At 52.8% G+C, this 21487-nt stretch carries 16 protein-coding genes and 1 CRISPR repeat array; of the genes, 12 read left to right on the top strand and 4 right to left on the bottom strand.

All coding sequences use genetic code 11. The features are described 5' to 3' along the window. Window positions 1–1071, bottom strand: coding sequence for a glycosyltransferase family 2 protein (locus ACFOMG_RS11635; protein WP_376866803.1), 1071 nt, complete (start codon window positions 1069–1071; stop codon window positions 1–3). 138 nt (window positions 1072–1209) lie between these two features. Next, the gene (locus ACFOMG_RS11630) at window positions 1210–2136 is read right to left on the bottom strand and encodes a lysylphosphatidylglycerol synthase transmembrane domain-containing protein (RefSeq protein WP_376866802.1); all 927 of its coding nucleotides are present in this window, start codon (window positions 2134–2136) and stop codon (window positions 1210–1212) included. Between the two features lie 204 nt (window positions 2137–2340). Between ACFOMG_RS11630 and waaC the strand changes: the two genes are divergently transcribed. Next, window positions 2341–3366, top strand: a complete 1026-nt coding sequence (gene waaC / locus ACFOMG_RS11625; RefSeq protein WP_376866801.1) for a lipopolysaccharide heptosyltransferase I — start codon at window positions 2341–2343, stop codon at window positions 3364–3366. A gap of 64 nt (window positions 3367–3430) precedes the next feature. Here the strand turns inward: waaC and ACFOMG_RS11620 are convergent, their stop codons facing one another. Next, entirely contained in the window at window positions 3431–4801 is a 1371-nt protein-coding gene (locus tag ACFOMG_RS11620) for a DEAD/DEAH box helicase (protein WP_376866800.1), read from the bottom strand. A gap of 185 nt (window positions 4802–4986) precedes the next feature. Here ACFOMG_RS11620 and ACFOMG_RS11615 point away from each other — a divergent pair, with 185 nt between their 5' ends. The 11 genes from ACFOMG_RS11615 to cas2e all read left to right on the top strand — a co-directional run bounded on the left by ACFOMG_RS11615 (window position 4987) and on the right by cas2e (window position 15075). Then, window positions 4987–5802 (top strand): MBL fold metallo-hydrolase, encoded by an 816-nt coding sequence (locus ACFOMG_RS11615; protein ID WP_376866799.1) that lies wholly within the window; start codon window positions 4987–4989, stop codon window positions 5800–5802. A 295-nt stretch (window positions 5803–6097) separates the two neighbouring features. Further along, entirely contained in the window at window positions 6098–8812 is a 2715-nt protein-coding gene (gene cas3, locus ACFOMG_RS11610) for a CRISPR-associated helicase/endonuclease Cas3 (protein WP_376866797.1), read from the top strand. Then, entirely contained in the window at window positions 8809–10314 is a 1506-nt protein-coding gene (casA, locus tag ACFOMG_RS11605) for a type I-E CRISPR-associated protein Cse1/CasA (RefSeq protein ID WP_376866795.1), read from the top strand. The genes cas3 and casA overlap by 4 nt, the downstream gene beginning before the upstream one ends. Then, window positions 10292–10759: a type I-E CRISPR-associated protein Cse2/CasB gene (gene casB / locus ACFOMG_RS11600; RefSeq protein ID WP_376866793.1), complete on the top strand. Its 468-nt coding sequence runs from the start codon at window positions 10292–10294 to the stop codon at window positions 10757–10759. Before casA ends, casB begins: the two co-directional genes overlap by 23 nt. Before the next feature lie 18 nt (window positions 10760–10777). Next, entirely contained in the window at window positions 10778–11887 is a 1110-nt protein-coding gene (gene cas7e, locus ACFOMG_RS11595) for a type I-E CRISPR-associated protein Cas7/Cse4/CasC (protein WP_376866791.1), read from the top strand. Window positions 11888–11896: 9 nt separating this feature from the next. Beyond that, window positions 11897–12562: a type I-E CRISPR-associated protein Cas5/CasD gene (gene cas5e, locus ACFOMG_RS11590; protein ID WP_376866790.1), complete on the top strand. Its 666-nt coding sequence runs from the start codon at window positions 11897–11899 to the stop codon at window positions 12560–12562. Further along, a complete protein-coding gene (cas6e, locus tag ACFOMG_RS11585; protein ID WP_376866788.1) occupies window positions 12549–13163 on the top strand; it encodes a type I-E CRISPR-associated protein Cas6/Cse3/CasE in 615 nt (204 codons plus the stop codon). The genes cas5e and cas6e overlap by 14 nt, the downstream gene beginning before the upstream one ends. A 65-nt stretch (window positions 13164–13228) precedes the next feature. Further along, a complete protein-coding gene (locus ACFOMG_RS11580) occupies window positions 13229–13507 on the top strand; it encodes a type II toxin-antitoxin system Phd/YefM family antitoxin (RefSeq protein ID WP_376866786.1) in 279 nt (92 codons plus the stop codon). Continuing rightward, entirely contained in the window at window positions 13504–13836 is a 333-nt protein-coding gene (locus ACFOMG_RS11575; protein ID WP_376866785.1) for a type II toxin-antitoxin system RelE/ParE family toxin, read from the top strand. Before ACFOMG_RS11580 ends, ACFOMG_RS11575 begins: the two co-directional genes overlap by 4 nt. 26 nt (window positions 13837–13862) lie before the next feature. Next, window positions 13863–14780, top strand: a complete 918-nt coding sequence (gene cas1e / locus ACFOMG_RS11570; protein WP_376866784.1) for a type I-E CRISPR-associated endonuclease Cas1e — start codon at window positions 13863–13865, stop codon at window positions 14778–14780. 1 nt (window position 14781) lies between these two features. Continuing rightward, window positions 14782–15075, top strand: a complete 294-nt coding sequence (cas2e, locus tag ACFOMG_RS11565; protein WP_376866782.1) for a type I-E CRISPR-associated endoribonuclease Cas2e — start codon at window positions 14782–14784, stop codon at window positions 15073–15075. 139 nt (window positions 15076–15214) lie between these two features. Continuing rightward, window positions 15215–20316: a CRISPR direct-repeat array (repeat unit 29 nt; unit sequence GTGTTCCCCGTACCCACGGGGATAAACCG). 67 nt (window positions 20317–20383) lie between these two features. Here cas2e and ACFOMG_RS11560 read toward each other — a convergent pair. Then, window positions 20384–21415 carry an AraC family transcriptional regulator gene (locus ACFOMG_RS11560; protein WP_376866781.1) on the bottom strand — a complete coding sequence of 344 codons (1032 nt, stop codon included), beginning with the start codon at window positions 21413–21415 and terminating at the stop codon, window positions 20384–20386. Window positions 21416–21487: the final 72 nt, after the last annotated feature.

The following is a 21487-nucleotide window of genomic DNA, read 5'->3' as shown; positions in this document are numbered from 1 at the left end:
TCAGCTGTTTTCCGTGTTGTTGTCGGAGGTTGTGTTATCGGCGGTTGAGTCAGCAGAGCGCTTCTGGCCCGGTTCGGCCCAGCAGCTGCCGCTTTCTTCGCAGTCACCCTGGCGGTTGTAAATAGCGTATTGCTGACGCTGTGAGGACTCAAAATAGGTGCGCGAAATCAGCTCAGATAACACACCGGTGGTGAGGAACTGCAGCGCCGCAATCACAAATACCACCGCGATCAGGAACAGAGGCCGGGTGCCGATGTCTTCGCCGAGGAAGATTTTCAGGAAGCCCAGGTATGCCAGTAAGGCGCCACCGACTGAGCCCAGTGCCAGGCCAATGGAGCCAAAGAAGTGCCCCGGGCGGGCGCGATAACGCATGAAAAAGTACACCGACAGCAGGTCGAGGATCACCCGGAAGGTGCGCGAAATGCCGTACTTCGATTCACCGGCAACCCGGGCATTATGAGAAACCACGATCTCGCCAATTCGGCTTGGTGGTACGACCGCGGCGACCCAGGCCGGAATAAAGCGGTGCATCTCACCGTAAAGCCGCACCTGTTTAATCACCGATGAACGATAGATTTTCAGCGAGCAGCCGTAATCGTTGATGCGTACACCGGTAATCTTGCCGATTAAGCGGTTGGCGATGCGGGAAGGAATTTTCCGCAGTACCAGATCATCTTTGCGGTTTTTACGCCAGCCTGTCAGCAGATCCAGGTCTTTTTCGATCAGGTGATCCACCATGCGGGGAATGTCGGCCGGATCGTTCTGTAAGTCACCGTCGAGGGTGGCGATCAGTTCGCCACGGGCTTCGTCAATACCGGCCTGCATCGCGGCGGTCTGGCCGAAGTTGCGGCGCAGCTCCACCACCCGTACGTGGCTGCCGTATTGTTCGCTCTCTTTATACAGCGCCTGTGGTGTGCCGTCGGTGCTGCCATCGTCGACGACCAATAATTCCCACTGACCTTCGTAATCTGCCAGCCCTTCGTGCACACGGGCAACCATGGGGGCGACGTTGTCGATCTCATTAAACATCGGAATGACAACGGATAACGACGGTTTGCTTGCCTCAGTCAAGATGAACACCACTCTGTAATAAAGTCAGCTAAAAGGTAAAAAAGAGAAGGGATGATACCCAAAAGCCACTGCGTAGAAAACTAAAGTAGTGTCATGCGGCGGGCTTTTGGGCGCTGCTGAGCCGCCTTTGGCGGGAACTCACTGTTGCCCGGTGGTATGGACTGTACGAATCGTAAGCAGCGCAATCAGGCCGGTGAGTAAAAAGGTGCTGCCGAGCACAAATAAGTGCAGATTAACCGCCGCTGCCAGCGCCAGGGTTTTATCGGCGCCCCAGGGTAATAAGCCGGCGACGATACCGGCTTCGTAGGTGCCGGCACCGGCCACGCCGTTAACCGGCAGCACGCTGGACAGCTCACCGGTGGTGGCACCGACCCAGCTGTGGCTGAAGGGCATAGGCAAAAACTGTTGCAGTAACCAGGCATATACGGCCAGTTTCAGCGCCCAGTTCAGCAATGTCCAGAATAACGCGCGGATAAAAGGCCAGGGGGATTTCGGTAAGGCATGCATCAGTTCGGCGGCTTTACCCGACCAGCCGGACGGGTGGTGATGCAGCCACTGTTCAACCCGGTTTTGCAACGGTAATACCAGCAACGGCGCCATCAGTAACGCACCACTCACCGCCCAGCGCAGCTCTTCCGGCCAGGGCAGCAGGGTTTGCAGGGAAATCATCGCCAGTACCAGCAAAGCGTACAGATCGAGCAGCCGCAGCCATAACAGCGCCGGGCCGCTGTGGCGATAGGGCAGGGCAAAGTGTTGTTTCATCAGCAGCGGAAAGGCGGTTTCACCACTGCGCATGGGCAGCAGGTTGTTAAAAAAATTATGCAGTACTGTAATACGGGTCAGCAGACCCAGATGGCCACGGCAGTGATGATAAAAAAAATCGTAAAAACGCAGTGCCCGCAGGATATAACTGAGCAGCATCAGCGCCACCGCCAGTGCCAAGGAGCGCGGCGGAACCGATTGCCAGCTGGCCAGTACCTTACCCCAGCCAAAGCTGGCTTCAACCAGATAAATAAGGCCCGCTAACAGGGCGATACCGGCCCAGAACTTCCAGGATTTCAGCACAACAACTCTCGCTGGCAGGATGACAGAAAGGGCGGATGGTTGCGGCTGAGGTCGTTAAAGTCAAGCAAATGCAATTATACCGTTATCTTTTATGTCTTGGTCATCGCCCAGCGTGGGCGCCTTTGAATCCCACTCAGAATCACGTACAGTTCGGCCTCCCGCTGTGGCGGGGCCGTGTTCAGCCTGATTTCCGGAACCCCTGTTGTGAAAGTACTTGTGGTTAAAACCTCCTCACTGGGAGATGTATTTCATACCTTACCCGCCGTTGAAGATGCCTGGCAGCAAGTGCCGGGTATTGAAATTCACTGGCTGGTGGAAGAAGCCTTTGCCGATATTCCGGCCTGGCACCCGGCGGTGACTCAGGTGATTCCGGTGGCCTGGCGGCGCTGGCGTAAAAACCTGTTCAGTCACTCCAATCGCGCTGAAATGAAGGCGTTCCGCCGGCAACTGAAAAGCGAACAATACGATGTGGTACTGGACGCCCAGGGGCTGATCAAAAGCGCCTTATTTACCCGTATGGCCAGGGGCCCGCGTTATGGCCTGAGCAAAGACTCCTGCCGCGAACCGCTGGCGGCGCTGGCGTATCAGTTTCCTCAGACGATTGCCAAAGGCCAGCATGCTATCCCCCGGGTGCGGCAGTTATTTGCCCGGGTATTGGGTTATGAGGTTCCCGCCACGTTATCGTACGGTGTTGATCGCGGTCGCTGGCAGCGGCCGGCGGTTGCAGGCGATTATTGGCTGTTTTTGCACGGCACCACCTGGATCACCAAATTATGGCCACAAGCCTACTGGACTGAGCTGGCACAGCGGGTGACCCAGGCTGGCAAACAGGTGCTGTTGCCCTGGGGCAATGACGAGGAAAAACAACGCGCTGAACGTATTGCAGAACAGGTCGATGGCGCCCGGGTGTTGCCGAAAATGGGTCTCAATGAACTCAATGCTTACCTGGCTTACGCCCAGGCCATTGTCGGTGTTGATACCGGCTTGTCCCATGTGGTGGCCGCACTGGAAGTGCCGTCGGTGGCGATTTATGGTGCTACCGATGCAACTCTGACCGGTGTGCTCGGACCGCAGGTGGAAGTCATTAAAAGTGAATTACCCTGTGCCCCGTGTTTATCGAAAAAATGCCTGCTGAACGAACCGGGCGACATTCAGCCGCCCTGTTACCGCGAAATTTCACCGCAGCGGGTATTCGATTATCTGCAGTCGGTGATTGCGGCATCTGAATAGGCGGGGAGTTTGGCTTGCTGGCCGCCCGGATAACGAGCGGCTTTTCTGGGCAGCGCAGCTGGTGTTAGCTGGCTGGCGTTCTTTTCTGTGGCCGGCGAGGTGGCTTAGCGGTTGCTCCGTCTGTTTTACGATTGGTCGCTGACTTTTTTTGCCACGGTGCTTTTTTCCCATCACCACTGTTTGCCGCTCGCTGGTGATGTTTGCTGACGGACTTCTGGCCGTCCTGGTGTCCGGGCGCCTTTGGCTTTTTCGGTTTTTTAGACTTTTTTGGTTTGCTGCGCAAGGTTGATTGTGGCACCTCGTGCACCGGTTCGTAGCCCGGAATATAGTCACGTTCCAGGTGTTTACCTAATAAGTTTTCGATCTGGGATAATTCTTTGATCTCGTCGGCAGCCACCAGCGATACCGCATGACCACTGGCACCGGCACGTCCGGTACGGCCGATCCGGTGAACGTAATCTTCCGCGACGTTTGGCAGATCGAAGTTGACTACCTGCGGCAGCTGGTCGATATCGATACCACGGGCAGCGATGTCGGTGGCGATCAGGGCCTGAATTTCACCGGATTTAAATTCGCTCAGCGCCCGGGTGCGGGCTCCCTGGCTTTTGTTGCCGTGAATGGCCGCGGCGCGGATGTTGTTTTCTTCCAGGTATTTGGTTAACCGGTTGGCGCCGTGTTTGGTGCGGCAAAATACCAGTACCTGTTGCCAGTTATTTTCCTGAATCAAATATTTAAGCAGCCGCGGTTTTTGTTTTTTATCAACCGGGTGCATTACCTGTTCCACCTTTTTGGCGGTGCTGTTGGCCGGTGTCACGGAGATTTCCAGCGGATTATTGGTCAGGCTTTTGGCCAGGGTTTTAATCTCGTCGGAAAAGGTTGCCGAAAACAGCAGGTTCTGGCGCTGCTCGGGCAGAATTTTCAGAATTTTTTTAATGTCGTGAATAAAGCCCATGTCCAGCATACGATCGGCTTCGTCCAGTACCAGCACTTCCAGCTGCTTAAAGCGCACAGCATTCTGCGAGTATAAATCCAGCAGCCGGCCGGGTGTGGCCACCAGGATATCGGCACCACGGCGCATGCGTAACATTTGTGGATTAATTTTGACGCCGCCGAATACCACGGCTGAGGTTAATGGTAGATGTTCGGAATAGGCGCGGACGTTATCGCCCACCTGGGCCGCCAGCTCGCGGGTCGGAGTGACGATCAGGGCGCGTACCTGATTGGCACGGGCACGTTCGCCATCGCTGAGTTTCTGCAGGATCGGCAGGGTAAAGCCGGCGGTTTTACCGGTGCCGGTCTGGGCGGCGGCCATCACATCTTTGCCGCTCAGAACGGCTGGAATTGCTTGTTGCTGGATCGGGGATGGCGTCTGGTAGCCCTGCTCTTCAATAGCCTGCAGAAGCTCGGGGGACAACCCCAGGTTGGCAAAAGACATGATCGATTCTCTGGAAAAGCGCGCAGTATACCGGGTTATGGAGCGCGGTACGATGGCCGGGTCAAAAAGACAGTGTGCTGAAGTGTCAGTGAAGCGGAGCAGTTTGGTCATTGTGCCACTGTGACCAAACTGGCTAAGGTGTCTGCCGCCGGTGGCGGTGAGTTTCAGGATTTAAGCAGGCAGTTATGGCAGTTTTAAAGCATTATCAGTACGACAACGGTCAACACAGTGTGGTTGGCTTCCGGGTGGGGCGGTTTAATCTGGGGATTAATACCACATTTATCGTTTATCGTATCGGTAATACTCTGATCGACACCGGGCCAACCAATCAATGGAAGTTTATTCGCCGAGAGCTGGATAAGGTGGATGTCCGGCAGTTACTGATTACTCATCACCACGAAGATCATGCCGGTAATGCCGGTCGTATTGCCCGGCTTAAGCAACTGATGCCCCTGGCGCCGCAGCAGGGGCGCGAGAAAATCGCCCGCGGTTACCCTACGCCGCTGTTGCAGAAAATAATCTGGGGCAGCCCGATTCCGGCTCAAACCGAACCTTTGCCATTGGATTTCTGCCTCGACGACGGCACCCGGGTGCAGGCGGTTCATACACCGGGGCACGCTAAAGATCTGCATTGTCTGTTTTTCCCGCAGCAGAAATACCTGTTCAGCGGCGATATGTATATTTCCCGTTCGCTTAAGTTGCTGCGCGCCGACGAAAACCTGCAGCAGTTAATGGCCAGCCTGGAAACACTGCTGGCGCTCGACTTTGAGGTGTTGTTTTGCCCGCATAACGGCATTGTTGAACAGGGCAAACAAGCATTGCAGGATAAGTTCGATAACCTGAGCAAACTTTGTCAGCAGGCGGCTGAACTGAAACAGCAGGGCGATGATGAGGACCTGATTATGGAAAAACTGCTGGGTCCGGAAGATACACTGGCACGTCTGACGCGTGGCAATATCAGCAAACGCAACCTGATTCGTCAGGCCATCGAGCTTGGCTAGTAATCACAGAAAAATTCGATCCGTAGGGTGGGTAAGCGCAGTGTTACCCACCGTCCGTTGTTGCCTCGTCTATCGTTACCTGCCGTCTATCATTCCCTCGTTTATCAATCCCCCTCCTGCAGCCACTCGGGGGCGCGCCTGGTTCTGTCGCAATTTTTGACGTGTATGTGCATACAGTCATTGCCTTAGTTGTGCTGATCTGGCTGAATGAAGTCACTTCAGTGATGATTTTGCCAATAGGCTGCTCATCATGAGTAGCGGCTTACATTAAGGGAATACAACGGGATACAGGGATATGACGGCTCCGTACTTTCAATACTGGGGGAAAGCCAAAAAAGACCATGATGGTGAAGGGGCTGACTATCATTTGTTGCCTTACCATTGCCTCGATGTGGCAGCGGTGGCTGAATGCTGGTGGCGACGCAGTGCTGGTATACGCCAAGCTTTTGTAACCCAAACCCGGCTGGAAGAATGTCAGGCAAAAGCCTGGGTATTGTTTTTCATCGCATTGCATGATTACGGCAAATGGGATTTACGGTTTCAGCGTAAAGCTCCGGAGGCTTTTGCTGACGTTAATTCTGATGTAGCGGTTCAGGATATTCCACTAAGTATTAATGACATTAAAAGCTATTTTCATGGTCCTGAAGGATTGAACTGGTTCTTTGCTGATTTTGAATCACGCTTTGATACCGGTGATGATTGGATGCTCGATGATTCAGAAGATAAAGAATGCTGGCTACCCTGGCTGGCAGCGGTAGCCGGACATCATGGGGAAATTCCGGAAGCATCGGAAAATACTGGACTTCCCTTACGCTGCAAAGCTGTTGAGCCCATCTTTCGTCAGGCTCGCATCGATTGGGTCAATACCCTGGAGCAGCTGTTTTTAATTCCTGCTGGTTTATGCTTCGCTGATAATCCGCCAGTACTGGATGAGAAAAGTGCCATTATGCTGGCAGGCTTCTGTTCCGTTTGTGATTGGCTTGGTTCCTCTGATTTTTTCGGCTATGACGCAAATCCCCAAGATTCGGTTAAGGCATTGAATGACTGGTACCAAGGGCGACTTCCATCCGCAGAAGCTGCTTTACGATCTGCGGGATTGCAGTCGAGGATTAATGCTGGGCCTGATATTAAAAAGCTACTGGATAATGGTCACAATCCTCGTCAGATCCAGGCACTGATTAAAGACTTGCCCTTGAAACAAAGCTTAACCTTGATGGAAGCATCTACCGGCTCAGGAAAAACCGAAGCCGCATTGGCCTACGCCTGGCGATTATTGGGTGCCGGTTTGGCAGATAGCATTGTTTTTGCTCTGCCTACTCAAGCGACCGCTAATGCCATGTATACGCGGTTGGAGGAAGCGGCGAGTAAAATTTTCTCCAATGAAACCAATCTGATTCTGGCGCATGGTCGAGCACGTTATCACGAAGGTTTTATTAGCCTAAAGCAGTCGGCGACACCGGTAACGGCACAGGGTAAAGAAGAAGCCTGGGTACAATGCAGTGAGTGGTTGGCACAAAGTCGTAAGCGGGTTTTTCTGGGACAAATTGGTGTCTGCACAGTGGATCAGGTATTAGTCTCCGTATTGCCGATAAAACATAAATTTGTGCGCGGCTTCGGTATTGGCCGCAGTGTGCTGATTATTGATGAGGTGCATGCCTATGACAGTTATATGTATGGCTTGCTTGCTGGTGTACTTGAACAACAAAAAGCCTGTGGCGGCAGTGCGATTTTATTGTCTGCTACTTTACCTGATCATCAAAAGCAGGCGTTGGCCCGAGCCTGGCAGGCTGAGCGATATGGCGCCAACGCTGATTACCCGCTGATCACCTCCTATGCCTCAAGCGAAAGTACAACATTCGATCTGAAGCCATGTCCTGAGCTGAGGCCTGATCCTGTAACGGTGGAAATCGAATTACTCACGGATGAGCAACTGCTGCCGGATGAAAGCCTGCTGTTGCGTATCGAGCAAGCCGTTGCAGCCGGTGCGCAGGTTTGTCTGATTTGCAATCTGGTGGATGTGGCGCAGCAGCTGTACCAAGCCATGTATGAACGATTTGAAAAAAATGACACCCTGGAGGCCGAGCAACTGGGGCTGTTCCATTCACGTTTCAGCTTTAACGATCGTCAGCAAAAAGAACAACAAGTTGTAGAGACCTTTGGCAAACATCCCAAACCTGAGAATGCCCGCGACAAAGGCCATCTGCTGATTGCCACTCAGGTGGTCGAGCAGTCATTGGATCTGGATTTTGATTGGTTGATCACCCAGCTATGTCCCGTTGATCTGTTGTTTCAGCGTATGGGGCGCTTGCATCGCCATGAACGCGATAGACCGCAAGGCTATAAAAGAAGGCTTTGTTCCGTATTGGTGCCGTCAGCGCCTGAATACGATCTGCACGAGCTAATTTACGGTAACAGTCGGGTGTTGTGGCGTACCCATCAATTATTGGAGCAGGCGAGCCATGCCAGTGGTTTTGTGGAATTTCCGGCGGCCTATCGGGCCTGGATCGAGCCGGTATACGACGAAGCCGGTTGGGAAAATGAGCCCGAATCCGTACGGCTCAGTTATGAAAAGTTCAGTGAAGAAGCCTATGCATCACATTGCTGCGCCAAGCAATTAATGCAGTCCTCAATGAATTCCTTAGCGGATGACGATGCCAATGTCAGCGTTTTAACCCGTGATGGTGAAATGAGCCTCAATCTGCTGCCCTATTACCTGAATGATCAAGGTGAGCGCTGTTTATTAAATGATGAGCCACTGCCTGCGGCGGATGATCTGATCAGAAGCGAAGCCATTAACCTCAATACTGTGCCTGTTCCACATAGTTGGGGCAAGCGGGGAACAGGGCTGCCTGAGCAGGATAAAGATGGATTGATCTGGCTGGAAATGCAAAACACAGGAGAGAACTTAAACGGTCAATGGCAGCAATGGCGGTACCGCTATTCAAACCAGACCGGTTTTCAACGTAAGGAAAATCAGCCTAAAGGCGAAGAGGAAAAGGACAAACTATGAATCTGTTAACCGAGGCCTGGATACCGGTTCAACACGCCGGTCTGCCAGAAAAAATCACCTTGCAGCAACTGTTGTGCGGCGAGAAAATCGGCGAGCTCTGTCTGCCGCGTGACGATATGGAGTTTGCCTGCCTGCAATTGCTGGTGGCTTTGACTCAGGTGCTATTTACCCCAGCGGATAAAAAAGCGCTGGTGCAACGCATGCAAAAGCCGCTGACGCTTGAGGAATACGTTAACGGTTGTGAAGGTAAAATAGACTGGTTCGATCTGAGCCATTCTGAAACGCCGTTTATGCAGTTTCGTGGAGTAAAGGCAAAAGAGCCTACACCAATGGATAAATTGATGGCGGGTGTGGCGGATGGGACTAATAAGGCATTTGTCAATCCGCAGGGTCTGGCCAGCGGATTATGTTCAAGTTGTGTTGCGATTGCTTTATACAATACCGCTTATAACTGCCCCAGTATGGGAGGTGGATTCAAATCCGGAATGCGGGGCAGTACGCCAATCACTGTGCTGATAGAGGCTGAAGATTTACGGCAAACACTGTGGTTTAACGTGTTAACGGCAGAATCATTGTCGCGGGAAATGCCCTGGTATGAAGACACTTTGGCGCAAACACCTGGCTATGTATCCGGGCTGGTGAAAGACAGCAAAATTACCGCGAGCTCTATTGGCTTAACCTCCGGCCTGTTCTGGCAGCCGGCACGGTTTGAACTGATGCCGGCACAAGCAGCAAGTGCATGTAGCTGCTGCGGCCAGCAGGGTGATGTTTATACTGGTTTTAATAAAGAAAAATTTAATTACACGATAAGCGGCGTTTGGCCACATCCGCTTTCAGCTCGTACGTTTGTAATTAAAAAAGGTGAGCGTGAAGAGAAATTTCCTTCGTTTACCACAACCCAGCCGAGCTGGGTGCATTTAGCCAAGTTGGTGGTGGAAATGCAGCAGGAAAAGGAGGGTTATCATCCGGTTCCGGTGGTTGGCCAGCTGAAACGACTCGGTGCCAGACGGTTAGATTTAATGGTTGGGGGTTATCGCAATAATCAGGCGACGGTATTGGAACGACGTCACGAGATGTTCAGCCTGGCAAAAGGATGGGATCAGCAGCCTGAGATTATTGATGAGTTGGTACGAACAGCGCAAGAATATAAAAAATCATTGCGAAAAGCCCTGTATATTTTTAGTGAAGGTATTAAAGATCGATTTGCCGGTTCAGGTGTGAATTTAACCGAATCGTATGATGTGCTGTTCTATCAACAAACCGAAAACCTGATTCATAATGCACTTTCCTATATTAATTTTGAGCAACCGAAAAACGATTTGGATAAACTCTATTCCTCTTTGAAAGCAGTTGTTCTTAGGCTCTTTAATCAGGCAACAGAACCCTATCAGCAAGAGCCAAAAATGCTTAAGGCATTGGCCTCGTCACGTCGACTGTTACACAAATATCTTAACGAATTAGAAGCACAAGGAGGTAGCCATGAGTCAGCAAAATCCGCCTGATTTTATGCGTCTTTACCAGCAATATACTGAATTAAAACCGGGCCCCAAAGCCGAGTTGCGGCGGTTAGCAGAGCCGGATGAACTGGCCGAAGTGCCTGCCTTTTATCACCTGTTGAACGGTCATGCTGGGGATCGGCGAATGAAGCGGCTGATTTACTGCCTGCCCACGGTTAAAAAACACGTTGAAGGTGTTAGCTTGGGCCAAGCACTGGCCAAAGCAGAAATCAGCGAAAAGCGCTTATTTATGGTGATTCGCTCAGAATATCCCAACGATATTGTTCAACTGCGGCGCTTACTGAAAATGGTCGACCTTAACCTGGATTGGCCGAAGTTGGCAGAAGCCCTCTACTGGTGGGGGCAGAGCAACAAACAACGCATGCTGGAAGACTATTTCTTCTATCAGAATAGCAAATCCGGTAAATCAACCAACCCGAATGCGGCTTAACATGTTAAGGATAAAACCATGAGCAAGAATTTTATTAACTTCCACGTTTTAATTTCCCACAGCCCTTCCTGTTTAAATCGTGATGATATGAATATGCAGAAGTCCGCAATCTTCGGCGGTAAGCGCCGGGTGCGGGTATCCAGTCAGAGTTTGAAGAGAACGATGCGACAGGGGGATTATTACCAGGCTAATCTGGGTGATCCTAGTGTACGCACCAAGCACTTGATGGATTATCAGAATTATGTGGTGGAAAAGCTGACTGGTCGATTTGATGCTGAGTTAGTAAAACAAGCCGTAGCGCTGGTTTCCGGTAAAGATACCTTGGCCGAAGATGTTAATGCCGATGCGGTTGCTCCCTGGGTTGTTGAGGAAATCGCTTATTTCTGCGCTCAGATTCAGAAGCTGGAAGGGGAAGAAGTTGATTCTAAAAAAATCAAGAAATTAATAGAAAAAGACTCCGCGGCCTTTCGACAAGCTGTGGCAAACAGTGTCGATATTGCCTTGTCAGGTCGCATGGCAACTTCCGGTTTAATGAGCGAAGTCGGCAAAGTTGACGGTGCACTGGCCGTTGCTCATGCTATTACCACCCATGCCGTCGATGCCGATATTGATTGGTTTACTGCGGTTGATGATTTGCAGGAATTGGGCTCTGGTCACCTGGATACGCAAGAATTTTCCTCCGGTGTGTTTTACCGATACGCCAGCCTGAATATTGCCCAGCTGCAGAAGAATCTGGGTGATGCGCCACGCGAAAAAGCCCTGGAAATTGCCGCCCATGTATTACACATGCTGGCGACCGAAGTGCCCAGTGCCAAACAGCAAAGCTATGCCGCCCATAATTTAGCCGACCAGGCGATGGTTTCCTTCTCTGACCAGCCAATCTCACTGGCTAACGCCTTTGAAGCTCCCGTCAAGGCAGATCACCAGGGCGGTTTTCGCCAGCCATCTGCTAAATCACTGAACGAGTACTGGGACAAGATTCATCGCGGCTATGGTTTGGATGAGTGCTGCGCCGAGTTTTCATTAGAGCCGGTTGAGCTACCTACGGGCGTGCTGGCGAAGGAGTCGCTGCCAGCATTAGAAGCCTGGGTACGTGCTGATGGGCAGATTGATAGCAATGACCAATAAGGTGGCCTTATGAAGGACTATCTTCTACTGAAATTGCAGGGGCCACTACAAGCCTGGGGGCGAGAAAGCTTTGAGGGTTTTAGACCATCAGAGCTATACCCCGGCCGCAGTGCATTGCTGGGGCTGTTGGGGGCCTGCATGGGTATTGATCGACTGGATAGCAATGGCCAGCACGAGCTGGCCACCAGCGTTCAGTTTGCCGTGCGGGTAGATCAGCAGGGGCAGAAAATGACTGACTACCATACGGTTAAAAATGCCCGTAAAGAATACACAGGCCTGAAAAGCCACGAAACCATACAAACCTGGCGAGAGTATTGGCAGGATTCCAAATACACGGTTTTGCTTTGGTTGACGGAAGAAGCCGTGCTTAGTCTGGGGCAGATTGAAGCCGCGCTGAAAAAACCGGTCTATACGCCGGTACTGGGCCGTCGCAGTTGTGCGCTTTCCCGCCCATTATACGATGGGCGGCTGGCAGCTCGATCTGTGCTGGCAGCCTTCAGCTTGTGCGAACCGGTTGGTGGCACCATCTATTCCGATGAATTTGACGAGCACGCAATACCTCTGAAAAAGCGAGATGTGCCCATTGTTGATCGCCCTCGTCAATTTGCCAGCCGCCGGGTGTATATGACACGGCCCAAGCCTTTACAGCAAGGAGGCGAATATGTATCTGAGTAAAGTTAAACTCAACTGGACCCAGGCTAAAAACCCCTACGAACAGCATCGTGCCTTATGGCAATTGTTTCCTGACCGCCCGAATGATGATCGTGATTTTTTGTATCGGGTTGAGCAAATTGTAAAAGGCCAGGGTGCATCTGTGATTTTGCAATCACAGCAATGTCCTGCCGAAACAGAGTCGGTCGAATTATTAGCTGCAAGGGAAGTAACGTTTGCTTTATACGAGGGACAAATGTTGCGCTTCAGATTGAGGGCTAATCCGGTAAAAGCGATTAAAGATGAGCGTAAAGGCGAACGGATAAAAAATGGCAAAACCTTCACTCGCTCGGTTCGCGTACCCTTGATCCACGAAGAACAGCAACGGACCTGGCTGGCGCGTAAGCTGGAAGGATGTGCCTCTATTCAGGCTCTGAATATTCAGAAAGAGTTACCGCTGAACTTTTATAAGAAGCGGGAAAATCGCAGCGGAAAGGTTCAGCCAGTGTTATTCGATGGCGTATTAATGGTTGAAAATGTGAATGCTTTTACTGAGCTGCTCAGTCGTGGAATAGGCCCTGCTAAATCTCTGGGTTGTGGACTGTTATCTTTGGCTCCGGGTTAAGCAGACATTTACCCTGATATTGAGGTGGTCTATATTTAGACCATATTCAGTCTGGAGTTGTCAGTATGAGCTTTTCTACCCACATCAAACCGATCAGCTACCTGAAAGCGAATGCTGCGAAAATCGCTCAGGAGCTTAAAGAAGATGGTGAGCCTTACATCATTACTCAAAATGGTGAGGCAGCCATGGTGGTGCAATCTGTTCAGGAATATGAGCAGATGCAGGAAACTCTGGCGATGTTGCAACTGGTTGCACAGGGGCGGCAAGCCAAAGAGCAGAGCGCAACGGTGCCTGCGGATGAAGCCATGGCAAGGGTGCGCCAGAGTTTAGGGCTGGATGAATGACCTATCGGGTAGAGCTCCTTGAAGAGGCACTGGAGGACATTCTTTCGATAGTTGGTTACTACCAGGCTCATGCGGGAACTTCTGTGGCAACACAGATTTACCAGAAAATTAATGAAGCTGTGCAGTCTTTAGCTGATATGCCACAAAGAGGGCATGTTCCCCATGAGCTTTGGCACATTGCCACAACAGACATATTCGAAATAGTTGCCGGACATTATCGGCTGATTTATCAGTGCTCAAACCAGGACGTCACCATTTTTGCTGTGTTGGATGGTCGGCAAGATGTCAGAACCCATCTGAACAAGCGTCGGAGGCGGCTTAAGCTGTAAAGCTAAGTGTCACTACAGGATGTTACATGACCTTCATTCCACTCAAACCCATTCCTATCAAAGACCGCAACTCCATGATTTTTGTCGGTATGGGTCAGATCGACGTAAAGGATGGCGCTTTTGTTGTTATCGATTGCAACGGTGAGCGTATGCACATCCCGGTTGGCAGTGTTGCTTGCATTATGCTGGAGCCAGGTACCCGTATCAGTCATGCGGCGGTGAAACTGGCCGCCACCACCGGCACTTTGTTGATTTGGGTGGGGGAAGCCGGCGTACGTTTGTATGCCTCCGGGCAACCCGGTGGTGCTCGTTCCGACAAGCTTCTGTATCAGGCGCAGCTGGCACTGGATGAAGACCTGCGCTTAAAAGTTGTGCGTAAAATGTTCGAAATTCGTTTTGGTGAACCAGCGCCACAGCGTCGAAGTGTTGATCAGTTGCGTGGGATTGAAGGGGCTCGGGTTCGTAAAACCTACCAGTTGTTGGCAAAACAATATGGGGTGGAGTGGCATGGGCGCCGATATGATCCGAAAGACTGGGAGAAAGGCGATCGAATTAACCAATGCTTGAGTGCTGCGACGTCATGTTTATACGGTGTCACCGAAGCTGCCATCCTGGCAGCGGGTTATGCGCCGGCGATTGGCTTTGTGCATTCTGGTAAACCTTTATCGTTTGTCTACGACATTGCGGACCTTATTAAATTTGAAACTGTGGTGCCGGTGGCGTTTAAAATTGCCGCCAAACATCCGAAACAGCCGGATAGAGACGTGCGCATTGCTTGTCGGGAACAATTTCGTAGCAGCAAAGTGCTGAAACGCTTGATTCCCCTGATTGAAGACGTGCTTGCGGCCGGAGAAATCGAGCCTCCTCAAGCTCCTGAAGACAGCCAGCCGCCAGCGATTCCGGAGCCACCTGCAATCGGTGATGAAGGTCACAGGAGTTCCTGAAATGAGTATGGTGACGGTTGTTACTGAAGCAGTACCACACCGATTGCGTGGACGCCTGGCTGTGTGGCTACTGGAGATTCGTGCTGGAGTTTATGTTGGTGATGTTTCCCGTCGGGTACGAGAAATGATTTGGCATCAGGTAAATGAGTTGGCAGAAGACGGTAACGTCGTTATGGCTTGGGCAACGAATACGGAGTCCGGCTTTGATTTTATAACCTATGGTGAAAACCGTCGCATGCCCGTCGATTTTGATGGCTTGCGACTTGTTCGGTTTTTACCGGAAGAACGTGAATAGCAGCAGGGTCGTTAATAATCAGGTGGAAGGTTCAGGTTGTTGCTGTGCCGACCTTGGTGGCTCTTTAAAAACTCAGAAATAACTTGGTAGATTTTAGATGGGGGTATTTCCTTAATAAAATCAATCATGTAGATTTAGAGTGTTCCCCGTACCCACGGGGATAAACCGATCATCGGCATCTTCATCTTCAATGAGATTGAGTGTTCCCCGTACCCACGGGGATAAACCGCTCTTTTCTGACACGGTCGTCCGGAGCCAGGCGTGTTCCCCGTACCCACGGGGATAAACCGTGAGTTACACGATCACCCACCGGATCAACAACGTGTTCCCCGTACCCACGGGGATAAACCGTTACTTCAAATTCAATAACGGGCAAGCCCAAAGTGTTCCCCGTACCCACGGGGATAAACCGATGCCCTACGCACCAAGTAACAACATACTCACGTGTTCCCCGTACCCACGGGGATAAACCGGATTGGCCCTGGTCTGAATATGTATGATGAGGGTGTTCCCCGTACCCACGGGGATAAACCGTTCTTCTATATACTCTAAATAGAGCTTCCCAACGTGTTCCCCGTACCCACGGGGATAAACCGCTGGCTTCGGTAAATTCTTCCGGCGGCGTTGTGTGTTCCCCGTACCCACGGGGATAAACCGCCCTATCAGATGCAGTGAGCCTGATAGAGCTAGTGTTCCCCGTACCCACGGGGATAAACCGCAGGGGTCGCTATCATCAATTTCTGGTATTTAGTGTTCCCCGTACCCACGGGGATAAACCGGGTGGACAACTCACTTTCTAACCTGGCTTTTAGTGTTCCCCGTACCCACGGGGATAAACCGTTTCGGCCTCTTCGACGATATCCTCATCCGGTGTGTTCCCCGTACCCACGGGGATAAACCGCCTCATGATTTCGCCATAAACTGGCCTTACCGGTGTTCCCCGTACCCACGGGGATAAACCGCAAGTTTTAGTTTCGGAGATAAGGACCGCGGACGTGTTCCCCGTACCCACGGGGATAAACCGGCACAATCAGGGAATAGTAATTTCGGCGTATTGTGTTCCCCGTACCCACGGGGATAAACCGAAAGGTCCGCTAGTCATGAAAGATCATCCTAAGTGTTCCCCGTACCCACGGGGATAAACCGTTGATAGATCGATCTTCAATTGCCTTCTTGGAGTGTTCCCCGTACCCACGGGGATAAACCGGGGCGCATCTTTTTGCTGATGTTGCTATTCAGGTGTTCCCCGTACCCACGGGGATAAACCGCAGCAACAAGGAATGTAGAAAAACCGGCAAGAGTGTTCCCCGTACCCACGGGGATAAACCGCAAAATCCATCAGCTGCCGTATTACGCCAGGGCGTGTTCCCCGTACCCACGGGGATAAACCGCCAGGGGGCGCAGTGTTAATGACGGCACAAACGTGTTCCCCGTACCCACGGGGATAAACCGGCTCACGGCCTTGCCGTCGTTTGTCATGCGCTGTGTTCCCCGTACCCACGGGGATAAACCGACGATCTGCTTCAGAAAACGCACCAGGGCAAAGTGTTCCCCGTACCCACGGGGATAAACCGCTGCGCGACATCGAAAACAACAGCAACCAACCGTGTTCCCCGTACCCACGGGGATAAACCCAGTATGAGCACGGGCGTGGCGGGCAAACATAAGTGTTCCCCGTACCCACGGGGATAAACCGCGATGGGTCCATCGCTGGCCACGGCGTATCAGGTGTTCCCCGTACCCACGGGGATAAACCGCGGTTTCAGTGCCTGACTGTCGATTGCTGAAAGTGTTCCCCGTACCCACGGGGATAAACCGCCCAGGGGTTTTTGCCCGGTTATATCCATGACGTGTTCCCCGTACCCACGGGGATAAACCGCATTTATTCGACTGCTTATTGGGCCAGAAACAGTGTTCCCCGTACCCACGGGGATAAACCGTGTATTGTGCTGCACCGGGATCACGGCGAGATGTGTTCCCCGTACCCACGGGGATAAACCGGCATAACAAAGCAGTCTTTCATTTTAACTATCGTGTTCCCCGTACCCACGGGGATAAACCGGTCTTGATTTTCTGCTGTCGACCGCTGACCTCGTGTTCCCCGTACCCACGGGGATAAACCGTAAAAAACTGCTACTGTCTGGCGTTCGTACTGGTGTTCCCCGTACCCACGGGGATAAACCGGCGAGTCGGCGCTAATGCCCGTGTTCAACAGCGTGTTCCCCGTACCCACGGGGATAAACCGCTGCTGGCAGAGGCCACCCGTGGCTACGGTGTGTGTTCCCCGTACCCACGGGGATAAACCTGTCATTCGGCAGGTATACGCGGCCTGCCTTGAGTGTTCCCCGTACCCACGGGGATAAACCGCCTGGTTGTAGCTGTCGTGTCTTTATAATGTGCGTGTTCCCCGTACCCACGGGGATAAACCGCCATTAACCGGCCCTGCCAAACGCAAAGCCAAGTGTTCCCCGTACCCACGGGGATAAACCGCGTTAGAAGTATTTAAGCCGGCCAAAATCATGGGTGTTCCCCGTACCCACGGGGATAAACCGCGCGAGACGTTTTTATCTAAAAATATTACAAAGTGTTCCCCGTACCCACGGGGATAAACCGTTTACTTTTCATCGAACACACTCCTAAATTGAGTGTTCCCCGTACCCACGGGGATAAACCGTAGTTGAGGGCATGATTAACGCCAACCTGCCGGTGTTCCCCGTACCCACGGGGATAAACCGCTCCCTGCTGTTGTGCGGCTGGCCGTCTAACACGTGTTCCCCGTACCCACGGGGATAAACCGACATAAAAAAAGTTCTCTATAAGATGCGTGATGTGTTCCCCGTACCCACGGGGATAAACCGCGCCTCCAGCAACTCAGGCGCAGCGGCGATCAGTGTTCCCCGTACCCACGGGGATAAACCGCCAATCTGAGCCAGCTTCTGTTCCATCTCGCGGTGTTCCCCGTACCCACGGGGATAAACCGCAATCCAGCGCTATGCCGCGATCAACAATCGTGTGTTCCCCGTACCCACGGGGATAAACCGGAGTGGCCTCAATGACGGCATCTAATCTGCAGGTGTTCCCCGTACCCACGGGGATAAACCGCAAACTGGGCCTCACGCGCAAAATTGATTTCGTGTGTTCCCCGTACCCACGGGGATAAACCGGATTCGCCAGCGATGGCCAAAATTAATGAATTGTGTTCCCCGTACCCACGGGGATAAACCGCCGCATCTTATGCCAGTCATCGGTGCCCTGCTGTGTTCCCCGTACCCACGGGGATAAACCGCTCTGGCCGCGCCACTTACTCAGCAGTTCTTCGTGTTCCCCGTACCCACGGGGATAAACCGCAGGCTGGATGGGCTGGCCTTCAGCAAATGTGGTGTTCCCCGTACCCACGGGGATAAACCGCGCACTTTTAACCCGGCAGGCGTACCTAACCCGTGTTCCCCGTACCCACGGGGATAAACCGGACAGGACAATGGCACGCATCAGAACAATTAAGTGTTCCCCGTACCCACGGGGATAAACCGCCGGTTGTGCCGGTGTCGGCGTTATCCGATAACGTGTTCCCCGTACCCACGGGGATAAACCGCGTTACATGGCAATGGTGTATCGCAGCATCGCGTGTTCCCCGTACCCACGGGGATAAACCGCTGAAAACCAAACTGTCCTACTTCCGGGGTGCGTGTTCCCCGTACCCACGGGGATAAACCGACGTCCCTGGCTGTCTGATGATATCGTCAGCAGTGTTCCCCGTACCCACGGGGATAAACCGTTTGGCGCCACCCGCGATTGCGACCCCAATCAGTGTTCCCCGTACCCACGGGGATAAACCGCCTTGTGCTCATCCTGGTTGCGGCGTGCTGGTGTGTTCCCCGTACCCACGGGGATAAACCGGCGGCTATGTGGTTATCCGTTTTCTGCCGGATGTGTTCCCCGTACCCACGGGGATAAACCGATCAGCAGCATGAATGCTGTGGTGGTGAGCACGTGTTCCCCGTACCCACGGGGATAAACCGTTCGGCGATTTCTTCCCTGCTCTCTGTGTCGTGTGTTCCCCGTACCCACGGGGATAAACCGGGTGCATTTTATTAAGCAGACCATCAATATTTGTGTTCCCCGTACCCACGGGGATAAACCGGAATGGAATGCTGTAATTGAATATGCGAGGAAGTGTTCCCCGTACCCACGGGGATAAACCATAGCTGCATCGCCAGCGAGTCTCGAACTTTGCGTGTTCCCCGTACCCATGGGGATAAACCGCGCTTATCCTTGGTGCCGTACTCCAGCGATTTGTGTTCCCCGTACCCACGGGGATAAACCGACATGGAGAATATTTTTCTGTTCGACTTTGGCGTGTTCCCCGTACCCACGGGGATAAACCGTTATCTGCTGATGACCAATCAATACGCGGGTCGTGTTCCCCGTACCCACGGGGATAAACCGTGAAAATTTTTGTGATGGTAGCGCCGGATTTAGTGTTCCCCGTACCCACGGGGATAAACCGAATCACCCGCCCTGGTGTTCGGCACAGCGGCACGTGTTCCCCGTACCCACGGGGATAAACCAGGAGTTTGACTATCGCGAACTGTCTGCCACTGCGTGTTCCCCGTACCCACGGGGATAAACCGCCGCCGATTGTGTTGCACTGGTACCTCAGCTGGTGTTCCCCGTACCCACGGGGATAAACCGCACTGCTAGGAATGCTGGCAATCTACAAATCTGTGTTCCCCGTACCCACGGGGATAAACCGAGGTTTTAGGAATGGAGGATGAATCATGAGCAGTGTTCCCCGTACCCACGGGGATAAACCGCTGTCCGGCATCGGTTCGCCACGTTTGCTATGGTGTTCCCCGTACCCACGGGGATAAACCGCCGTCAGCCGGCCCGGCCTTGCGCCGCGAGTGGTGTTCCCCGTACCCACGGGGATAAACCGATAACGGCATTCCGGGCGACAGTGGCGGCGTTGTGTTCCCCGTACCCACAGGGATAAACCGCGAACAACAACAAACCGCGCCGCCGACTGACAGTGTTCCCCGTACCCACGGGGATAAACCGCCTTTGTGCTGAGCTGTATCCTGATGATATTCGTGTTCCCCGTACCCACGGGGATAAACCGCCTGAAGAAGATTGAATTAAATACAAATTAATGTGTTCCCCGTACCCACGGGGATAAACCGCAAAATCCATCAGCTGCCGCATTACGCCAGGGGCGTTCCCCGTACCCACGGGGATAAACCGTTTTAATGCTGGCGATGGATCTTGCTGGTGGGGTGTTCCCCATATTTATGGGAAGAGGCGAGGTGACTTAACGGCCGTGGCGCTGGCGGTATTCCCCGGGTGTAATGCCGGTCCAGGTTTTAAAGCGGCGATGAAACGAGCGTGCTTCGCTGAAGCCTAAGCGCAGGGCGATATCGTTAATCGCCATATCGCTGTTGGTGAGCCATTCGCTGGCGGTTTCGCGGCGTAAATCATCCAGTAGTTGCTGGTAACCGGTGCCGGCATCCTGTAAGCGGCGCTGTAATGTACGCTCGGTAATGCCCAGTTGTTCGGCTACTTTTTCCCGCCGCGGAATACCTTCGTCCATTAGGGTGCGCAGCAGGGTGCGGGTTTGCATCACGATCGGATGACGTTCCTGAATTTCGGCCATGACGGCTGCGGCCTGTTGCTCCAGCGTGCTGAGTAACACCGGGTCGGGCTGGCGCAAGGGGGTGTCGAGTACGTCTTCCGGGAATATCAGTGCACTTTTTCCGGCATTAAATTCCAGCGGGCAGGCAAAGATGTCTTCGTAAGCCGGGATCAGCCGGGCATCGGGCTGGGGGCGTTCGAACAGTACTTTTTCCGGCTTGCCGTCCTGCAGGTCGGCAAGCCAGCGGGCGAACAGCAGCCAGGAGCCTAATACGTTGTCAATCATATGGGGCCGTACCACGGGGTCGTCGTACTGGCATACCCAGCGCATGGCCAGATGAGGGCCGTATTTTTCGATGCGGGTGATGCCCATGTCGCCAACGATGGCTTCGTATTCCGGTGTCAGGTGTAAGGCTTCGCGGGCTGAGCGGGAGTTCATCGCCATATAGCCCACCAGGCTGTAGGAGCCCGGTTGTACGTAACGTGCGCTTTTCAGGCCAAATAACGGATCGCGGGTCTGTTCGATCAGCCAGCGGATCAGCGCCTGAAAACTGCGGCCGCTGACCCGGGCGATGGTGTTGTCGAGGATACCGGCCGGAATCGCCGCAGCATTCAGCGCATCTTCCGGCTGAATGTCGTAGTCCTGAGCGGCGCGCAGATACTGGCGGATCGCATTGGCGGAAGCAGTACCGAGGGAATCTGAATCGATCATGGGCTGGCTGAATTTACTACTTCTGTTGTCCCATTGGGTCAGTGATTGTCCTGGCAAACGCGATATAGTAAG

It is taken from the genome of Bacterioplanoides pacificum (assembly GCF_042648445.1).
Classification (GTDB): domain Bacteria; phylum Pseudomonadota; class Gammaproteobacteria; order Pseudomonadales; family Oceanobacteraceae; genus Bacterioplanoides; species Bacterioplanoides pacificum.
The sequence above is the reverse complement of the archived record's forward strand: the minus strand, read 5'-3'. Positions and strand labels throughout refer to the sequence as shown.